The 18757-nt window shown below is 70.2% G+C and carries 10 protein-coding genes; 6 read left to right on the top strand and 4 right to left on the bottom strand.

Annotated elements, in window-relative coordinates; genetic code table 11:
• The first annotated feature begins 402 nt into the window (after positions 1-402).
• Positions 403-5196: a DNA topoisomerase 3 gene (locus OZ403_RS02740; RefSeq protein WP_268783409.1), complete on the top strand. Its 4794-nt coding sequence runs from the start codon at positions 403-405 to the stop codon at positions 5194-5196.
• Between the two features lie 267 nt (positions 5197-5463).
• Positions 5464-6858, top strand: a complete 1395-nt coding sequence (locus OZ403_RS02745) for an MBL fold metallo-hydrolase (protein WP_140873118.1) — start codon at positions 5464-5466, stop codon at positions 6856-6858.
• On the opposite strand, the gene OZ403_RS02750 is transcribed toward OZ403_RS02745, so the two are convergent.
• Positions 6855-8315 (bottom strand): phospholipase D-like domain-containing protein, encoded by a 1461-nt coding sequence (locus tag OZ403_RS02750; RefSeq protein WP_140852941.1) that lies wholly within the window; start codon positions 8313-8315, stop codon positions 6855-6857. The two genes, OZ403_RS02745 and OZ403_RS02750, sit on opposite strands and share 4 nt — an antisense overlap.
• A gap of 540 nt (positions 8316-8855) precedes the next feature.
• Here OZ403_RS02750 and OZ403_RS02755 point away from each other — a divergent pair.
• Positions 8856-9686, top strand: coding sequence for a M57 family metalloprotease (locus OZ403_RS02755; RefSeq protein ID WP_174258618.1), 831 nt, complete (start codon positions 8856-8858; stop codon positions 9684-9686).
• 128 nt (positions 9687-9814) lie between these two features.
• Here the strand turns inward: OZ403_RS02755 and OZ403_RS02760 are convergent, their stop codons facing one another.
• A complete protein-coding gene (locus tag OZ403_RS02760) occupies positions 9815-10195 on the bottom strand; it encodes a DUF5335 family protein (protein ID WP_174258619.1) in 381 nt (126 codons plus the stop codon).
• Positions 10196-10303: 108 nt separating this feature from the next.
• Positions 10304-11449, bottom strand: a complete 1146-nt coding sequence (locus tag OZ403_RS02765; RefSeq protein ID WP_268783411.1) for an AAA family ATPase — start codon at positions 11447-11449, stop codon at positions 10304-10306.
• A gap of 254 nt (positions 11450-11703) precedes the next feature.
• Between OZ403_RS02765 and treZ the strand changes: the two genes are divergently transcribed.
• The 3 genes from treZ (at position 11704) to OZ403_RS02780 (ending at position 16812) form a co-directional block, all read left to right on the top strand.
• Positions 11704-13563 carry a malto-oligosyltrehalose trehalohydrolase gene (gene treZ / locus OZ403_RS02770; RefSeq protein WP_268783412.1) on the top strand — a complete coding sequence of 620 codons (1860 nt, stop codon included), beginning with the start codon at positions 11704-11706 and terminating at the stop codon, positions 13561-13563.
• Between the two features lie 306 nt (positions 13564-13869).
• Positions 13870-15216 carry a discoidin domain-containing protein gene (locus OZ403_RS02775; protein ID WP_140786978.1) on the top strand — a complete coding sequence of 449 codons (1347 nt, stop codon included), beginning with the start codon at positions 13870-13872 and terminating at the stop codon, positions 15214-15216.
• Between the two features lie 159 nt (positions 15217-15375).
• Positions 15376-16812 (top strand): M20 family metallopeptidase, encoded by a 1437-nt coding sequence (locus OZ403_RS02780; protein WP_174258621.1) that lies wholly within the window; start codon positions 15376-15378, stop codon positions 16810-16812.
• Here the strand turns inward: OZ403_RS02780 and OZ403_RS02785 are convergent.
• Positions 16802-18727, bottom strand: a complete 1926-nt coding sequence (locus OZ403_RS02785) for a DUF4135 domain-containing protein (RefSeq protein ID WP_268783413.1) — start codon at positions 18725-18727, stop codon at positions 16802-16804. The genes OZ403_RS02780 and OZ403_RS02785 overlap by 11 nt on opposite strands.
• Positions 18728-18757 lie beyond the last annotated feature (30 nt).

Below are 18757 nucleotides of genomic sequence, written 5' to 3' on the forward strand. Positions count from 1 at the left end.
GTGCGACACTGCACCGAGCCTCGTGTTTCCCCCAGATGCCCCCCGGCCCGGTCCATACGCGACGTGCGACATGCGTCTTCCCCCCGTTCGGTCCGCCGAAGTGACTGGCGACAAGGGCATACTGGCTCAGACCCAGGACGGAGTTTTCCGCCTCCGCGCCAATTGCTTGCGCGAGCGCGCCAGCGTGTCTGGCGTGTTTCAGTGGGTGTTGGCGGGGTGGATTTTCCGCATCTTCTCAGAGACCTGGAAGGTGGCGGGTGGGACGTGGGGCGAGCAGGCGCTACGGGTAGGGCGAGGCGGGACTCGGAGATGTCAGCCTGACACGATAGGGGAGTGGCTCACACTGCGTCTCCAGGCTCCCTCCCTGGTGGGTGGTGTGGTGGGCGGGAGGGGACAGGGCACATGAGGTGGGAAGAGATGGGCGAGACGCCCCGGGAGGACAGGCTCGGAGGCTGGGACGGTGGTGCGAAGGCGTCCCCAGGCCGCTCCTCCCTGCTGGCCGTGCTGGCGGAAAAGCCCTCCGTGGCGCGCGACATCGCGCGGGTGCTGGGGGCGAACGAACGCGGTGAGGGCTGGCTGCGCGGCAATGGCTATGTGGTGACGTGGGCCATTGGACATCTGGTGGGACTGGCGCAGCCCCATGAGATTCGCGCGGACTGGAAGAAGTGGAGCCGCGCGCTGCTGCCCATGCTCCCGGCGGACTGGCCGCTGGTCGTCTCCAAGGAGACGCGCAGCCAGTTCGAGGTGGTGAAGCAGGTGCTCAACGCGCCGGAGGTGTCCTCGGTGGTGTGCGCCACGGACGCGGGGCGCGAGGGCGAGCTCATCTTCCGGTACATCTACGACGCGGCGAAGTGCCGCAAGCCGGTCCAGCGGCTGTGGGTGTCGTCGCTGACGGAGCGGGCCATCCAGGACGGGTTCCGCCGGCTCGCGGACGGCCGTGAATACGAAGCGCTGGCTGCCGCGGCCATGGGGCGCAGCCGGGCGGACTGGCTGGTGGGGATGAACCTGTCGCGCCTGTACACCCTGGCGCACGGGGGCCACGGAGAGATGCTGAGCGTGGGCCGGGTGCAGACGCCCACGCTGGCCATGGTGGTGGAGCGCGAGCTGGCCATCCGCGACTTCGTGCCGCGTGACTACCTGGAGGTCGTGGCCACCTTCGCGCCCAAAGCCAAGGGCGTGCCGTCGGACGCGCGGTACCAGGGCACGTGGTTCCGCTCGGGGCCGGACGGCAAGCCCGTGGCGCCCCCGGGCTTCGAAGGCGTGCGCGAGGCGCGGAGGCTGGACGCGAACGGCGTGGAGGCGCAGGCCATCATCGACCGCGTGCGCGCCGGGCGGGCCGTCATCGAATCGCTGGAGGCGGAGCAGAAGAAGATGGCGCCTCCGCTCCTCTACGATTTGACGGAGCTTCAGCGGCATGCCAACCGGCTTTATGGCTTCAGCGCGCAGCGCACGCTGGAGGTGGCGCAGGCGCTCTACGAGAAGCACAAGCTGTTGAGCTATCCGCGCACCGCCAGCCGGCACCTGTCGCGCACGGTGGCGGACACGCTGCCGGAGGTGGTGAACGCCATCCGCGCGCCCTATGAGGAGGACCTGGCCGTCGGCACGGGGGCTCGGGCGCTGGGCAAGCGCTACGTGGATGACGCGAAGGTGACGGACCACCACGCCATCATCCCCACGCCCACGTCGCCGGGTGGGGTGCGGCTGTCTCCGGACGAGCAGCGCGTCTATGACCTGGTGTGCCGGCGGTTGCTCCAGGCGTGGCACGAGGACCATGTCTGGCGTGTCACCACCGTCATCACCGCGGTGACGTCGGCAGGGGCGCCGCCGGTGGTGGACCGCTTCCAGAGCACGGGCACCCAGGTGGAGCGGGTGGGCTGGAAGGTGCTGGACATTGGCGGCGGGCAGAAGGCGCCGCGTCTGAAGACGGAGGGACGCAAGGGCGAGGACGGGGAGCGGGAGCCGGACGACGAGCCTCAGAACTTGCCGTCGGGGTTGGAGCGCGCGCAGCCGCAGTCGGTGGAGGACGTGGAGGCGGTGAAGAAGCGCACGCGTCCGCCCCCGCGCTTCACGGATGCGACGCTGCTGACGGCCATGGAGTCGGCGGGGCGGGCGCTGGATGAGAAGGAGCTCGCGGACGCGATGCGCGAGACGGGCCTGGGCACGCCCGCCACCCGCGCGGCCATCATCGAGGTGCTGCTGGACCGCGAGTACCTGCGCCGCCGGGGCAAGGTGATGGAGGCCACGGAGAAGGGCATCCATCTCATCCAGGTGGTGCACCCGGATGTGAAGACGCCGGCCATGACGGGCCAGTGGGAAGCGTGGCTCCAGCGCATCGAGCGCGGAGAGGGCCAGCTCGATGAGTTCATTCGCGGCATCGAGGCGTATGTCATCGAGGTGGTGGGCCATGGCGCCACCGCGCCGCAAAGGCCTCCGCGCAACGAGGTAATGGGGGCGCCACCTGGCGCGGGTTGGGGACAGGACGGCGCGGCGACGGTGGCGAGCGGAGTGGTGGGTGCGGAAGGTGCGTTTGCGGCGCACGGCGCTGGCGCGGGAGCGCGTGGCCCTGGTGGGCAGGCTGTGTTCGCGGAGTCCTCTGTCGAGCGCTCCGCGGATGCCACGTCGGGTATGTCGGGACGTGGCCGACAGGGGGCATTCGCGGAGTCCTCTGCTGAGCGCTTGGCGGATGCTTCCGCGGGCATGCCGGGACAGGGACGCCAGGGGGCGTTCTTGGAGCCTTCGGAGCCGCTCTTCGGGACGCGGCGGAGCAGGACCTCGGCCTCCGTCGGTCGCTCGGAGCCTCGTGACGAGCCTCCGTCCTCCGCCATGTCACCGGGCGGCGGACCGGCCTCACGTCTTCCGCGAGCGGATGGCGCGGGCTGGAACGCTGGGGCCTGGGGGGACGCTGGCGCCGCTCGCGCTCCAGCGAACCGCGCGAGGACCCCTGCGTCTGCCGCGTCCACCGGGCAGCGGCCGGAGCGCGTCCGGCGTGCGCCGACGGCGCCCGAGGCGCTGCGTCCGCTGTTGAAGGAGGCGTTCGGTTTCTCGGACTTCCGGCCGTATCAGGAGGCCGTGTGCCGCGCGGCCACGGCGGGAGAGGACCTGCTGCTCGTGATGCCCACGGGCGCGGGCAAGTCGCTCTGCTACCAGTTGCCGGGTCTGGCGCGCGCGGGCACCACGCTGGTGGTGAGTCCGCTCATCGCGCTGATGGAGGACCAGGTGGCGCGGCTTCAGTCGCTCGGCTTCGCGGCGGACCGCATCCACTCCGGAAGAGACCGGGCCATGTCGCGGCAGGTGTGCGCGGACTACCTGGAGGACCGGCTCGACTTCCTGTTCATCGCGCCCGAGCGGCTCGGCGTCCCGGGCTTCGTGGAGTTCCTGGCGCGCCGCACGCCCGCGCTCATCGCGGTGGACGAGGCCCACTGCATCTCCCAATGGGGACACGACTTCCGCCCGGACTACCGGCTCCTGGGCTCGCGCCTGCCGCTGCTGCGCCCCGCGCCCGTGGTGGCCCTCACCGCCACCGCCACGCCGGACGTGCAGCGGGACATCGTCCAGCAGCTCGGCCTGCAAGGCCCCGGGGGCAAGGCGCGCACCTTCATTCACGGTTTCCGTCGCACCAACATCGCCATCGAGGTGCGGGAGCTGAACCCCGGCGCGCGCGGCGACGCCATCCAGGGCCTGCTCCAGGACGAGGAGAACCGGCCCGCGATTGTCTACGCGGCCACGCGCAAGCACGCCGAGCAGCTCGCGGACCAGCTCGCGGGCGACTTCCCCGCGGCCGCCTATCACGCGGGGCTCCAGCCTTCGGAGAGAGACAGGGTGCAGGCCGAGTTCCTCCGGGGTTCGCTGGAGGTCATCGTGGCGACCACGGCGTTCGGCATGGGCATCGACAAGGCGGACGTGCGCACCGTCATCCACGCGGCGCTCCCCGCCAGCCTGGAGGGCTACTACCAGGAGCTGGGCCGCGCGGGCCGCGATGGAAAGCCGTCGCGCGCGGTGTTGCTGCATTCGTACATCGACCGGCGCACGCACGAGTTCTTCCACCGGCGCGACTACCCGGAGGCGTACGTGCTGGAGCGGCTGTTCAAGTCCACGGCGCCGCAGCTCGAGCCCAAGGCCGTGCTCCAGGGCCGCGTGCGAGGAGACCCCGAGGTCTTCGACAAGGCACTGGAGCAGCTCTGGATTCACGGCGGCGTCGTCATGACGCCTGACGAGACGGTGATGCGCGGGAAGCCGGGCTGGTCCGCGTCGTACTCGGCCCAGCGCGATCGCAAGCTGCTGCACCTGGAGCAGATGGGGCGCTACGCGGAGGCCCATGGCTGCCGCATGAAGCAGCTCGTGGGGCACTTCGGTGACACCCAGGATTCGGGTGAGCCGTGCGGCCTGTGCGACGTCTGCGCACCAGAGGCCTGCGCCACGCTGCGCTTCGCCGAGCCGACCTCCGCGGAGCGGCACTGGCTGGAGCGCATCCTGGAGTCGCTCCAGGAGCGGGACGGACAGGCCACCGGACGGCTCCACCGCGAGCTGTTCGGAGAGTCCCTGCCACGGCGCGACTTCGAGCGGCTGGTGGGCGGACTGGTCCGCGCCGGGCTGACGCGCTTGGAGGTGGACTCGTTCGACAAGGACGGGCAGGTCATCTCGTTCCAGCGCCTCGCCCTGACGGACGAGGGCCGGCGCACGCGCGCGGTGGACCCCCAGCAGGTGGTCCTGCCGTTGCCCCTGGAGAAGGCCGCGAAGCGCAAGCGGGGCAAGGGCGCGGAGAAGGGCACCGCCAAGCGGTCCTCGGCCAAGAAACGCACGGTCCGCGCGAAGGCCGGGGCCGCGACGCGGCGCACGGCATCCGAATCCCATGAGGAAGACCCGTCGACGCACTGGCGCGCGAACGCTCCCTCGAAGAGCACCGCCGGGGCGCCGCGTGCGTCCCGGAGCACGGGGGCTCCGAGTGCCTCCTCGAGCCGCCGCGCCGCGGCCGAGCCTTCTCCGAAGATGGTGGAGGCCTTGAAGGCCTGGCGGCTCGCGGAGGCGCGCAAGCGGCGCGTGCCCGCCTTCCGCATCCTCACCGACCGGGTGCTGGAGGCCATTGCGTCGGCCTGTCCGGAAAATGGCTCGGAGTTGATGGCCATCCACGGGGTGGGGCCCTCCCTCACGGAGCGCTACGGCGCGCAGATTCTTTCCCTCGTGGCGCGCAGGAGCTGAGCCCGGAAGCCCGCGAGGAAGGAGGCGTCCTTCCCACGAAGGGAAGGGCGCTTCCCTCCGCGCGCCACGGAGATTCCAGCGCAAGTCCGCGGGACGGGCGCAAGGGGCCGTGTCCGCACGCCCGCAGGAACGGAGAGCGTGCGTCCAGGCAACGAATCTTCTTCACCGCGCTGGCGGGCAGTGCAGGCGGCGTCCGCCCATCGCCACGTTGGTCCGGCCAAGCCAGCGGACTTGTGAGCGGACGCAGGGTGAAGAGGGGGGCACGCGATGGAACTGGGCTTCGAGACGATTGGAAACGCCACGCTCATCTGCCACGACCACGGTCCGGTGCTGGTGACAGACCCGTGGACGGACGGCAGCGCGTACTTCGGGAGCTGGACGTTGTCGCATGAGATTCCGGCGGCGCAGCGCGAGGCCATCCAGGCCTGTCCCTACGTGTGGCTGTCCCATGGCCACCCGGACCACCTGAGCATGGAATCGCTGGGCGCGCTGCGCTCGCGCACGCTGCTGGTGCCCAACCATTTCGGCAACCGCATGCGCGATGACTTGCGCGAGCAGGGCTTCAAGGTGCACGTGCTGGCGGACCGGGTGTGGACGCAGTTGTCACCGCGCATCCGCGTCATGTGTCTGCCGGACGTGAACCAGGACGCGGTCCTGCTGGTGGACCTGGGCGGGCGGCTGCTGGTCAACCTCAACGACGCGGGGGACCGCGGTGCCGGCCACTTCGTGCGCAAGGTGGTCAGCGGGTATCAGGAGTCGTATCTCCTGGCCCTGTCCGGGTATGGCGACGCGGACATGATCAACTTCTTCACCGAGGACGGGCATCGCATCGAGCCCTATGCCGCGGCGAAGACGCCCGTGGGGCGGAGCATTGCCCGGCAGGCGGAGTTCTACGGGGTGCGCTACTTCGTCCCCTTCAGCTCCATGCACAAGTACCAGCGGGCCGACAGCATCTGGGCCTCCGAGTACACCACCCGGCTGGAGGACTACGGCCGGGGCTTCGAGTCGCGCACCTGCTCGCTGCTGCCCGCGTTCATCCGCCACGACTTCATCCGCGGTCAGACGGAGCGCATCCAGCCCCGGGAGCGCGTCCTGCGCCCGGTGGACCCCAAGGCCTTCGGCGACGACTGGAGCGATTCACTGGACACGGACGAGGTGACGGCGCTCACCACCTACTTCCTCGGCGTGGAGCACCTGGGGCGCACGCTCGACTTCCTGCGCTTCCGCGTGGGGGGCCGGGAGCACGTCATCGAATTCCAGAAGCGCCGCTTCCGCCGGGGCATCACCTTCGAGGTGCCACGCGGCTCGCTGATGTCGGCCGTGCGCTACCAGGTCTTCGACGACCTGCTCATCGGCAACTTCATGAAGACGACGCTGCACGGCGACTTCGGCGCGGGACGGCTCTACCCGGACTTCAGTCCCTATGTGGCCAAGTACGCGGACAACGGGCAGGCTCGCACGCGCAACGAGCTGCGGACCTATTTCGCGGACTACCGCAAGCGCGACCCGCTGGGCTTCCTGCGCGCCAAAGTGGAGACACATTGCGTGCGGCCCCTGCAGACGCAGTCCGCGGAGCTGCTGCGCATGCTGCTGCCCCAGGACTCGCGGGGCTACCGTGCCGCCAAGGAGACCTTCTGGCGGGTCCGCCGCGCCCTGCTCTAGAGGTACGGCGACAGCAGCCGCGCCAGCCCATCCCGCAGGCGGATGGGCAGGGCGCGCGCGTCCACCTGCTCCAACGTGAGGGGCCGCGCGTTGCGCAGCCGCGCGGCCACCACGCCCTCCAGCTGCGTGGCCAGCGCGGCGTCGTAGCACTCCACGTTGAACTCGAAGTTGAGCCGCAGCGAGCGCGGGTCCCAGTTGGCCGAGCCGATGAGCGACCACACGCCGTCCACCACCATCAGCTTCGTGTGGTCGAAGGGCGGGGCGGTGAGGAAGATGCGGCAGCCCGGCCGCAGCACCTGCCAGAGCTGCGCGTAGGCGGCCCACTGCACCAGCGGAAGATTGCCCTTCTCGGGAAGGAGGATGTCCACCTGGACGCCGCGCAGCGCCGCCACGCTCAGCGCGGTGATGAGCGCCGTGTCCGGGAGGAAGTAGGGCGTGACGATGCGCACCGACGTCCGCGCCGTGGCCAGGGCCCCCAGCAGCACCGTGCGCAGCGTCTCGAAGTCCTCGTCCGGGCCGTCCGCGATGCCCCGCGCGAGCACGGAGCCCGCTTCGGTGAGCGGCGGGAACCAGGCCTCGCCTGTCAGCCGCTCGCGCGTGGTGAAGGCCCAGTCCTCCGCGAAGGTCTCCTGGAGTTGTCCCACCAGCGGTCCTTCGACGCGGAAGTGAAGGTCCACGGCGGCGTGCTCGCCGGGCCAGAAGGCCTCGCGGATGTTCATGCCGCCCGTGAAGCCCACGCGCCCGTCCACCACCAGCAGCTTGCGGTGGTTGCGCAGGTTGGCGAAGGGCAGCCGGTAGGGCATCAGCGACGGCAGGAAGCGCGCGGCGCGGACGCCGGCTCGCCGCAGCCGGCCCAGGATGGGCGGCCACGTGTAGCGCGAGCCCACCGCGTCCACCAACACCCGCACCTCCACGCCCCGCTTCACCGCCGCGCTCAGCGCCTCTACGAAGCGCCGGCCCGCCATGTCGTTGTCGAAGATGTAGCTGCACAGCGACAGCGTCGTGCGCGCCGCGTCAATCGCCTCCAGCATGGCGGGGTAGGCGTCCCGGCGGGACTCCAGCACGGTGAGGCGGTTGCCCGGCAGCAGCGGCCGTCCCACCACCGCGTCCCCCAGCCGCACCAGGGGTGCCAGGGGGGCGGCCTCGGGGTGGGGGCCGCTCACCGTCTCCGCCTTCACGGGCGCCACCTGGGACAGTGGCGGAAAGCGGCCGTGCTCTTGTTTCAGCATCAACGACCGCGCCCGCCGCCGGATGCGGTTGATGCCCAGCAGGACGTACAGCACCCCGCCCAGCACCGGCACCAGCCACGCCAGCCCCACCCAGCCCACCGCGGCCCGCACGTCCCGCTTGTGCAGCACCGCATGGGCGCTGGCCACCACGCTGATGAGCACGGTCAGCGCCGCCACCACGTGGGGCCAGGCCACCTCCAACCACGCGGGGATGTCGAACAGGTGCATAGCGAACGGCGGGGCCCTCCCGTTCCGCCTATCACGCCCGCATGGAGCGCGCAGTCCTCAGCGCCCCCGGGGCGTCGGGAATCAACCCCGGCGGCCGTTGGCCCCCGTGTGCCGGCGCTGGCTGAATGAATCCGGCCCTGCTGCGTTGAAGGGGTTGACGCAGGCTGTCTGGGAATGCATCTTGCCAATGTCTGGCATTTTGCAACGGGTGGTTTTCTCCCCGGGCGCAGCGGACCTGCCCCACGGGGCAGGTGACCGATAAACAGACAGCACTGTCTGGTTTGGATGCGACACCCTCGACGGACGCGATTCCTCCGTGCTGACGCCATGTTGCCGGGCGCGCCGTCAGGGATGTTTACATTCTTTGGCTTCAAACTTGGAATATCGAAAGTCCATGCAATGTCATGAAATCTTGCTTTGTCCTCTGGGCGTCAGATTGGCGCGGCGGTTGCTCAAGGGCGGAGCGCTCCAGGCCGCGGCTGGCGGAATCGCCGGGCGGCGGGTGCGTCCCCCGAAGTAGGCGTCAGAGGAAACCCCAAGATGCTCAAGTTCCGCTCCGTTGCGCTGGTGGCTGGTGTGGCCCTTCTCGGTTCCGCGTGCGGTGGCCCGGAGGCCTCCGAGTCCGAGCAGCCGAAGATGACGTGGGAGGAGTTCCGGGCCTCGGTGTACGAGGATCCCGAGGGCAAGCTGATTTTCGACGGTGACATGGCGCTGGACAGCGAGGAGGAGCTGCGGGCCTTCTTCGACAACCACGTCGCGGCGGAGACGGGGACCAGCCGGGGCGGCCTGGCCGTTTACAACACCAGCCCCACCAAGGCCGTCAGCGGGGACGTGAAGTGGAACGCCACCCAGGCGCGCAACCTCACGTACTGCGTCAGCAGCACCTTCTCCGGCAACAAGTCGCGTGTGGTGACGGCGATGAACAGCGCCACGGCGGCCTGGGAGGCCACCGCGAACGTCAACTTCACCCACGTGACCGCGCAGGACGGGTCCTGCACCGCTTCGAACAACAACGTGCTCTTCGACGTACGTCCGGTGAACGCGGGCGGCAGCTACCTGGCGCGCGCCTTCTTCCCGAACTCGGCGCGCTCGGGCCGCAACGTGCTGGTGGACAACTCCGCCTTCGGCAGCATCTCCCCCTGGACGCTGACGGGCATCATGCGTCACGAGCTGGGCCACGTGCTGGGCTTCCGTCACGAGCACACGCGTTCCTCGGGCAGCGGCTGCTTCGAGGACAACGCGTGGCGCGCCCTGACGACGACGTATGACCGCGCGTCCGTCATGCACTACCCGCAGTGCGCTGGCACCCAGACGGGTGACCTGGTGCTCACCACCCTGGACAAGCAGGGCGCTCGCGCGCTGTACCCGTAGTCCCACGATGCGGGACCGCCGCCCTGGCCGCGCCGTGAGGCCCGGCCAGGAAGGGCGCGCTGGCTGGAGGGCACCCCTTGCTCGGGCGGGTGCCTTCCGGCCTCATCGCGTTCGCGCGCTGCCCGCCGTCAGGACGGCGCGCCGACGCCCAGCTCCTCGGTCGCGTGGGGCGACTCGAAGAAGATGAGCGTCTTCACGTGGTCCGCGTCCTCGATGTCCAGGCACTCCAATTCGCCGCTCTCGCTCTCATCCGCGTAGATGTGGTCGGGCTTGAGGATGCGGTGGGTGACCTCTCCGCCCGGCCGACCGACGATGATTTCCACGGAGCCCTTGTCGCTCCCCTTCGGTTCAAGGGCGATTTCGACCAGCGGCAGCCTGCCGGCGAGCGGCTGGTCGCCGAAGTCGGCGCTCTCCGTCTCGATGCGCACCCAGTGGTCGCGCTCCAGGTTGCTCAGCAAGGCGAGGTAGTCCCCCCAGCCTTCCCTGGGTATCTCCCGAGTGTGATGCATGTGTCTGCCCTCCGGATTCCGTTGCTCAGCAAAACCGTAAGGCTTGTGAGTGCGGGGTGTGGAACGGGCCTGCTCCCCTGGCACGTCAGCTGGCCGGAGGGCGCGCGGCTACACCCGCCGCGCCTGGACCTCGCCGGCCTCCAGCGTCAGCCGGAGCGTGCCGTCGTTTCCACGGTGGCCAAAGTGCTCGTAGGCGGCCTGCTCCAGCAAGGGGGCGAGCGTGGTGCGCAGCCCTCGCGCGCCCGTCTCCCGCTTGAGCGCGCGGGCGACCACGAACTCCCGCACCTCGGTGTCCACCTGCAGGCGCAGCCCTTCCTGCTCGAACTCGCGCTCGTAGGCACGCAGCACGTTGTGCTGGAGGATGTCGCCCAGGGTGCCCGCGTCCAGGGGCGAGAAGGAGACCAGCCGGTTGAAGCGGCCAATGAGCTCCGGGATGAAGCCGTAGCGCGCGAAGGCGGTGGTCTGTTCCAGCTGCTCCTCCGTCACCCGCGTGGCGATGCTCTCCGCCCGCGCCGGGAGCGGTTCGCGGCCGAAGCCCAGGTGTTCGCTCCGGGCCAGCCCATCCGCGGTGGCGCCCAGTCCACTGAAGGCGCCGCACGCGATGAAGGTGACGCAGGCCAGCTCCATGGTGTCGGGCCGCTGGCGGCTGGTGAAGCCGAAGTCGGGCGGGAAGTCCGCGCTGGGGGCGGACAGCATGTGCAGCAGGCTGCGCTGCACGCCGAAGCCGCTGACGTCCTTCGTGGTCTGCTGGCCGGCGAAGCGGCTGTCGGAGCGGCTGGTGGCGAGCTTGTCGAACTCGTCCATGCACACCACGCCGCAGCCGGCCCAGGCCGCGTCCCGGTCCGCGGCTTCGTACAGGCGCGACAGCAGCGTGCTCACGTCGTCGCCCACGTAGCCCGTTTCGGAGAACTGCGTGGCGTCCGCCAGCACGGTGGGCACGGCGAGGATTTCGCGGAACAGCAGCTCCACGAGGAACGTCTTCCCCGAGCCGGTGGGCCCCAGGAAGAGGCAGTTCTCCCGCATGCCCGGTTCGGGGGCGAGCCCCTCCAGGAACAGGTGGCGGATGCGGCGCAGGTGCCGGTACGCCAGCACGGATGCCGCGCGGCGCGCCTCCGGCTGCCCCCGGTAGCCCAGGTCCGACAACCGCTCGTCGATTTCGCGGGGGGAGAGGACCTCAATGGCGGCGACGCGCGCGCGCACGTCCTCGTCAGGCGATTCGGGCAGCGGCTCCAGGCCAGGGTGGGGGATGCTCATTCCAGGGGACTCCAATCAGGGGCGGGTGGCCGCCGGAGGGCGCATCATCCTGGCGGGGCGCGGGGCCGACAAGGCGGGCCGCGCGCCTGCTCACGGCCGTCTTCCAGCCCGGGGTGTCGTCACGAACACCGTCGGGCGGTTCCCATTCCTTCCGGGCGCCATGCCTACCCGTGAACATCCGCCGCGCGGCGGGCGCGTCCGGCCGCACGGAGTGCTCCTCAAGGGCAGGGGTGCCGCATTACAGGGTCACGCCCATGGGTCCAGCGGATGAGTCTCGGGCAGCGCGGTCGAAGGCCCCTCTCTTGGGGGCGTGGGTGGAGGCGGACGGGCGGGTGCGGTGGCGTGTCTGGGCGCCCGGCCACCAGCGCGTGGAGGTGGTGTTGCACGACGCGCAAGGCAATCCCGGCCGCGTCTTGCCGATGGCGCAGGAGCCCGGCGACTGCTTCGGCGCGGTGCTGGAAGGGCAGGGCGCGGGGCTTCGCTACAAGCTGCGCGTGGACGGCGAAGGCCCCTTCCCGGACCCGTGGTCGCGTTCGCAGCCCCAGGGCGTGCATGGGCCGTCCGAAGTGGTGGTGCCCGACTTCGCCTGGACGGATGCGGGCTGGAAGGGCGTGGCGCCGCAGGCGCTGGTCATCTACGAGGTGCACGTGGGCACGGCCACGCCCGAAGGCACCTTCGAGTCGCTCATCCCGCGTCTGGCCGGCCTCAAGGAGCTGGGCGTCACCGCGCTGGAGCTGATGCCGGTGGCGTCCTTCCCGGGACGCCGCAACTGGGGCTACGACGGCGTGAGTCTGTTCGCGCCCCTGTGGGCCTACGGCGGTCCGGAGGGGCTGCGCCGGTTGGTGGACGCCGCGCACGCGCACGGGCTCGCGGTGCTGATGGACGCCGTCTACAACCACTTCGGACCGGATGGGAATTACCTGCGGGTGTATTCGCCGCACTACTTCACCGGCCGCCACCACACGCCGTGGGGCGACGCGGTGAACTACGACGCCGAAGGCAGCGCCCACGCGCGGACCCAGGTGCTGGCCAACGTGGAGATGTGGATTGCCGACTACCACCTGGACGGCCTGCGCCTGGACGCCGCGCACGCCATCATCGACGACGGCACGCCGCACCTGCTCACCGAAATCGCCGAGCGTGCGCGGGCCTGCGCGCCGGGCCGGCAGGTGCATGTCATCGCCGAGGACGAGCGCAACGAGCGGCGCCTGATGCGCCCCGCGGCGGAGGGCGGCCTGGGACTGGACGGCGTGTGGGCGGATGACTTCCACCACCAGATGCGCCGCGCCTTCGCGGGGGACAGCGAGGGCTACTACCGGGACTACACGGGTAACACGGAGGACCTGGCGCGCACGCTGAACCAGGGCTGGTTCTACGAAGGGCAGGTGTCGAAGAACCTGGGCCATGCGCGAGGCACGAAGGCGGATGGGCTGGAGCCCTGGCGCTTCGTCCACTGCATCCAGAACCATGACCAGGTGGGCAACCGTGCCTTCGGCGAGCGGCTGGGGCACGACGTGAGCCCCGCGGCCTTCCGCGCCATGAGTGGGCTGCTGCTGCTGTCTCCCTACACGCCCATGCTCTTCATGGGGCAGGAGTGGAACGCCAGCACGCCCTTCCTCTACTTCACCGAGCACAACGCGGAGCTGGGCAAGCTCGTCACGGAGGGCCGGCGCAAGGAGTTCGCCGGCTTCGCGCGCTTCGCGGGCGCGGAGGTGCCGGACCCGCAGGCGGAGGACACCTTCACCCGCTCCCGACTGGACTGGGCGGAGGCGGAGAAACCAGGGCATGCGGGCGTGCGAGCGCTCTACCGGGAGCTGCTCCGTCTGCGCGCTTCTGAGCCCGCCCTGCGCGAGACGGGGCGGGGCTCCTACGAGGCCCGGGCCCTGGGGCCGGACGCCCTGGTGCTCGAGCGGCGTGGGGGCGGCCAGCGCCTGCGGGTGTTGCTCAGCCTGCGCGGCGCGCTGGATTATCCGGTGCCCGCCGGCTCGGAGCTGGTGCTGTGGACCGAAGATGCTTGCTTCGGCGGCTCCGAAAAATTGCAGCCATTGAAGACAGACACCGTGCAGCTGAAGGGTTCGGCTCTGGCTGTGATAAGACTTCCCGCAAAAGACTGAGAAACGCGTGATGTTTCATTGCACGTTTCACTGCAGGGCGAGCGGGCATGTCTGAAAACATGCTCAAGAAATGTCGTGGGAATTCCATATCGACTCAAAGGGTATTTGGGCCCGCAGTCCGTCGTTGAGTCGGTAACACCTCTGGTCGCTCCTGAAGAAAGCCCCCGCGCGTAGGTGTGGGTGCTTGCTTCCGGGGCGGTCAGGGAATGGAAGTCCACGCGCCGCGGGGGGAACGCGGCGCTCCGGAGGGGCTCTTGGCCGCTCCGATGTGTCGCGGAAGCTCGCGGCCTCACTTGAGGTAGTCACTTGAATCGACAGCACTCGACTTCGTCCCGGGGGGGATGGAAGCGCTTCCGTACGTCTGTCACCGCGTTCTCGCTGGCTGTCGGCGCGTTCGCGACGCCCGCGCTGGCCGCTGGAGGCTTCACGTCCGCCACCGCCAGTTCCGACGACGGCAACACGCCTGCCATGGCGGTTGACGGCAACAAGGCCACGCGCTGGTCGGCCTCCGGCGCGGGCCAGTGGATTCGCGGCGACATGGGGTCGGTGAAGCCGCTGAACGGCCTGGACATCGCCTGGTTCCGTGGCAACGAGCGCATCAACCTCTTCGACATCTCCACGTCGACGGACGGGACCACGTTCACCCGCGTCTTCGTGGGCATCTCCTCCGGGAAGACGGCTGACTTCGACCGCGTCACCTTCCCCACGGTGAACGCCCGCTACGTGCGCGTCACCTTCTACGGCAGCACCCAGACGACCTGGGGCAGCATCACGGACATGGCGGCCCTCTCCGGCGCCACCATCCCGGACCCCGACCCGGACCCGGAGAATCCGGACCCGGAGAATCCGGACCCCGGCCCGGGCCCCTCGCCCACCCAGGACAAGTTCGGCGTGTCGATGATCTACCCGACCAAGTCGGGCGGCGAGCAGTGGTTCCTGGCGGACAACGCGACGTCCGACAAGCGCTTTGACCCGCAGAACACCATCAGCCGCAACTCGGACGGCTCCTGGAAGATGAAGAACAGCAAGGTGCGCATGTCCGTCTTCACTTCAACGGGCTACAGCGCGTCCAAGATTCCGACCTATGACCGTGACGTGCTGGCCAGCCGAGGCTACATGCAGGCGGCGAACGACTGGCGGAACGTGGAGATGACGGGCTTCATCAAGGTCAACTCCGCGTCCGACAACACGGACAACTTCGCCTGGTACGCGCGTGGCGGAAAGCACAACGACAGCCACTCGGGCTGCGAGGGCAGTGCCTACAAGGGCTCGCTGCACTATGACGGCCGGGTCCGCTGGCAGAAGGAGACGTGGCACGTCTCGTACGAACAAGCGGCGTACAAGTCCGGCACGTCCGCGCTCCGCGGCCGCTGGGTGGGCTTCAAGTCGGTGATGCGCAACACCAAGGTCAACGGCAAGGACGCCGTGCGCCTGGAGATGTACCTCAACGAGAACGCCGACAAGGTCACCTGGAAGAAGGTCTACGACATGGTGGACTCGGGTAGCTGGGGTGGCGACGCCAGCCACTGCGGCGGCGGGGTGAACGCCATGCCCATCAGCTGGGGCGGCCCCATCGCGGTCTTCCGCTGGGACAGCGCCACCGACGTGGACTTCAAGTGGCTGTCCGTGCGCGAAATCCCCGCGGAGCAGTGAGCGGCTGACGGCAGTTGGCGCCCCGCCCCGGTACTCCCAGGAGTGCCAGGGTGGGGCGTTTTCAGCGCATCCGATGGGGGCCATCAACGCCGTCCGGCCTCCTGGTGGATTCCCCCTGTGGACGGGGGCCCCTCTCCCGTGTTCTGGATTCGGCCCGACATGGCCATGAACGTCCAGACCGCCACCGACACGTCCGACCGCATCTGGGAGCAGGAAATCCTCCCCGCGCTCGAGCGCTACATCCGCATCCCCAACAAGTCGCCCGCCTTCGACCCGGACTGGGTCCGCTCCGGCCACATGGAGGCCGCCGTTCAGCTCGTCGCGGACTGGTGCCTCGCGCAGGCCCAGCACCTGCCCGGCCTGGTGCTGGAGGTGGTGCGCCTCAAGGACGAGAAGGGCCGCGAGCGCACGCCGGTCATCTACATGGAGGTGCCCGGGACGAAGGGCGACGACACCGTCCTTTTGTACGGCCACCTGGACAAGCAGCCGGAGATGACGGGCTGGCGCGAGGGCTTGACGCCGTGGACGCCGGTGCGCGAGGGCGACAAGCTCTACGGGCGCGGCGGCGCGGATGACGGCTACTCCGCCTTCGCGTCGCTCACCGCCATTCGCCTGCTTCGCGAGCAGGGCCTGCCGCACGCGCGCTGCGTGGTGCTCATCGAGGCGTGCGAGGAGAGCGGCAGCTACGACTTGCCGGCCTACATCGAGGCGCTGGCGCCGCGCATCGGCAAGCCGTCGCTGGTGGTGTGTCTGGATTCCGGCTGCGCCAACTACGAGCAGCTGTGGATGACCACGTCGCTGCGCGGCATGGTGGCCGGCAACCTGCGGGTGGACGTGCTCACGGAGGGCGTGCACTCCGGGGACGCGAGCGGAATCGTCCCGTCGTCCTTCCGCGTGCTGCGGCAGGTGCTGTCGCGCGTGGAGGAGGAGGGCACGGGCAAGGTGCTGGTGGAGGCCCTGCACACGCAGATTCCGGAGGCGCGGCGCGACCAGGCCCGCGCGGCGGCCAAGGTGCTGGGCGAGGAGGTCTTCACCAAGTTCCCCTGGGTGCCCGGCATCCGCCCCGTGTCGGACGACGGCGCGGAGCTGGTGCTCAACCGGACGTGGCGCCCGGCGCTGTCCGTGACGGGCGTGGACGGCATGCCGGCGCTCAACAGCGCGGGCAACGTGCTGCGGCCCTTCACCACGGTGAAGCTGTCCATGCGCATCCCGCCGCGCGTGGACCCCAAGGCGGCCATGGAGGCGCTGACGCAGGCGCTGGTGAAGGACCCGCCGTACGGCGCGACGGTGACGTTCGAGGGTGAGAAGTCCAGCACCGGCTGGGACGCGCCGCCGCTGGCCTCCTGGCTGTCGAACGCGGTGGAGTCCGCGTCCGCCACCTACTTCGGCCGGCCGGCCATGGCCATGGGTGAGGGCGGCACCATCCCCTTCATGGGCATGCTGGGCGAGCGCTTCCCGGAGGCGCAGTTCCTCATCACCGGCCTGCTGGGCCCGGGCAGCAACGCCCACGGCCCCAACGAGTTCCTCCACATCCCCACGGGCAAGAAGCTCACCTGCTGCGTGGCCAGCGTCATCGCCGACCACTTCAAGCGGTAGGCGGCTTTCGCCGGGCCCGCTTCCCATGCCGGGGAGCGGGCGCCTCGTCCAGTGCCTCGTCGGTGAGGCGCACGGTGCGGCGGTTCCAGGAGAACGTCAGGCGCTTGCCCGTCTCCGGCCAGTCGAAGGACACCGCGCCCGTGCGGCGGTCCTTCGCCAATGACAGACGCATACCCCATTGAGGCGCCTCCAGGACGCGGTGGCGCAGGTCCTGGGCGACGGCGTCCACCGCGTCCCGCAGGGCCACGCCCAGGTTCATCAGGCCGAGCTGTTCGCCGTTCAGGATGTGCGGGGCAGGGGGCGGCGTGGACTCCAGGAACTGTTGCTCGCCCACGGGCCGGAAGGCCGCGGAGGTGGGCGGCGCATCCATCATCAGCAGGGGACCGCCGTCCGCCTTGCGGAAGAAGTACGGCACGTCGTAGCGGCCCAGCTGCTCGCGCTCCTCGGGGCTGAAGCGCACGCGGCCCCGGTCGCTGGCGCCGGGCACCTGCCCTCGGGACGCCAGCATCATGTGCTCCAGCGGCGCGTCATACGCGTCCGAGGGTTTGACGAGCACGCGGACATGGTGCCGCCGCGCCGCGCGCGCGAGGAAGGCCGTCACGCGTTCGTGCTCCATGAGCAGCTTGGTCCACACGTCGAACATGCCGCGCAGGAAGGGCAGCAGGTGGGCCGCGTAGCCCACGTGGCCCTCGGTGTCCGCCACCACGGAGCGGGCTTCCTCCCGGGCCCACGCGCGCCTTCGCGGGCGAAGCTGGAGCGCGCCGTTCCGGGCGGGGAAGAAGCACAGCAGCGGGCCGCCGGTGGTGCACCACCAGGCGCGCCATTCGAAGCCGACGTGGTGGTTGCCGCGCCGGTTCCCCTCTGGAATCAGCCCTGTCTCCGGGAGCCGGCGCACGGGACAGAAGAACAGCTCCAGGTCCACCAGGTAGGGCAGCGGCTCGCGTTGCCCGCGCCGGACGCCCACCACCAGGTTGCTGCCCAGCAGGTCCGCCGCGCCCACGGCGAAGCACGTGCCGGTGAGGGCGCCCGCGTGGTGCCAGAAGCGCGCGGCCTGGGGCGGCGGCAGCTGGCAGCCGTGGAGCTTCAGCTGGGGCGAATCGCGGAGGACGCCCCACTGGCGGGGACGTTCAATCCAGTCCTGCCAGCTGTACGCGAAGGCGTCCCTGCCTCGTCCGCGCAGGACGCGCAGGGTGGGGAGCCGCACCGCTCCCGAGGCCGCCGGAAGGTGGTTGACCCAGTCGAAGAAGGCGCGTGGGCCACGCCGCTCCGGCTCCGCCAGGAAGAGGGCCTCTCCGCTCGCGGGCCGGGGCTTGTACGCCAGCGCGCCGCCCCGGCGGAACTGGACGCGCAGGACGTGCTGCCGCCCGTTGTGCGTCTCCTCGGGGTTGGCCCAGAGCCGGGTGACGGGGCCCTCGAAGCCCGCGCGGCGGAAGACGCCGGCCTTCAGGTCGCGTGCGAGCCGCTTCGCGAAGAGGCCGAAGAAGGCCAGGAACCCATCCCTCAGTCGGAGCAGCCCCGGGTGGGGCCCCTGTGCCGCCGGGGTGGCGGCGCACAATGCGAAGGCATCCGTCAGCACCGGGCCGAACAGCGCCGCGTTGGTGAGCCGCACGACGCGCGCGCCGAACAGGCCCGGGCGCCGCCGGGCAATGGCGTCGCACCCGTCGCCCAGGGCTTCATAGAAATCCACCAGCGGCTGGAAGGCGGGCTGTGAGAGCAGGGCGCCCAGCCGCGCGGCGTCACTGGCGCCTTGGAAGGCGCGGGCCACCTGCAGCACACGCTCGGGGCCGGGCCGGACAATGGGCGGGAAGCAGCCGCTGGCCTCGGGGCCCTTGCGGACGGCCTCCAGGAGGCGGCGGGTCTGCGGGGGGAAGCGGGGTGGGGCGGCTGGAGGTGTTGGTGCAAGGGATGGCAGCACATGCGCCCTTCGCGTCATCAGTCGGCCCTG

The sequence above is a fragment of the Myxococcus sp. NMCA1 genome, assembly GCF_026810205.1.
Classification (GTDB): Bacteria; Myxococcota; Myxococcia; order Myxococcales; family Myxococcaceae; genus Myxococcus; species Myxococcus xanthus_A.

Bases quoted from the DNA above. Each gene is read 5' to 3' on its own strand.
- OZ403_RS02750 (WP_140852941.1), bottom strand. From the start codon at position 8,315: ATGCACCTGTTCGACATCCCCGCGTGGTTGGAGGTGGCCTGGCCCCAC.
- OZ403_RS02780 (WP_174258621.1), top strand. From the start codon at position 15,376: ATGGCCATGAACGTCCAGACCGCCACCGACACGTCCGACCGCATCTGG.
- OZ403_RS02755 (WP_174258618.1), top strand. From the start codon at position 8,856: ATGCTCAAGTTCCGCTCCGTTGCGCTGGTGGCTGGTGTGGCCCTTCTC.
- OZ403_RS02745 (WP_140873118.1), top strand. From the start codon at position 5,464: ATGGAACTGGGCTTCGAGACGATTGGAAACGCCACGCTCATCTGCCAC.
- treZ (WP_268783412.1), top strand. From the start codon at position 11,704: ATGGGTCCAGCGGATGAGTCTCGGGCAGCGCGGTCGAAGGCCCCTCTC.
- OZ403_RS02765 (WP_268783411.1), bottom strand. From the start codon at position 11,449: ATGAGCATCCCCCACCCTGGCCTGGAGCCGCTGCCCGAATCGCCTGAC.
- OZ403_RS02740 (WP_268783409.1), top strand. From the start codon at position 403: ATGAGGTGGGAAGAGATGGGCGAGACGCCCCGGGAGGACAGGCTCGGA.
- OZ403_RS02760 (WP_174258619.1), bottom strand. From the start codon at position 10,195: ATGCATCACACTCGGGAGATACCCAGGGAAGGCTGGGGGGACTACCTC.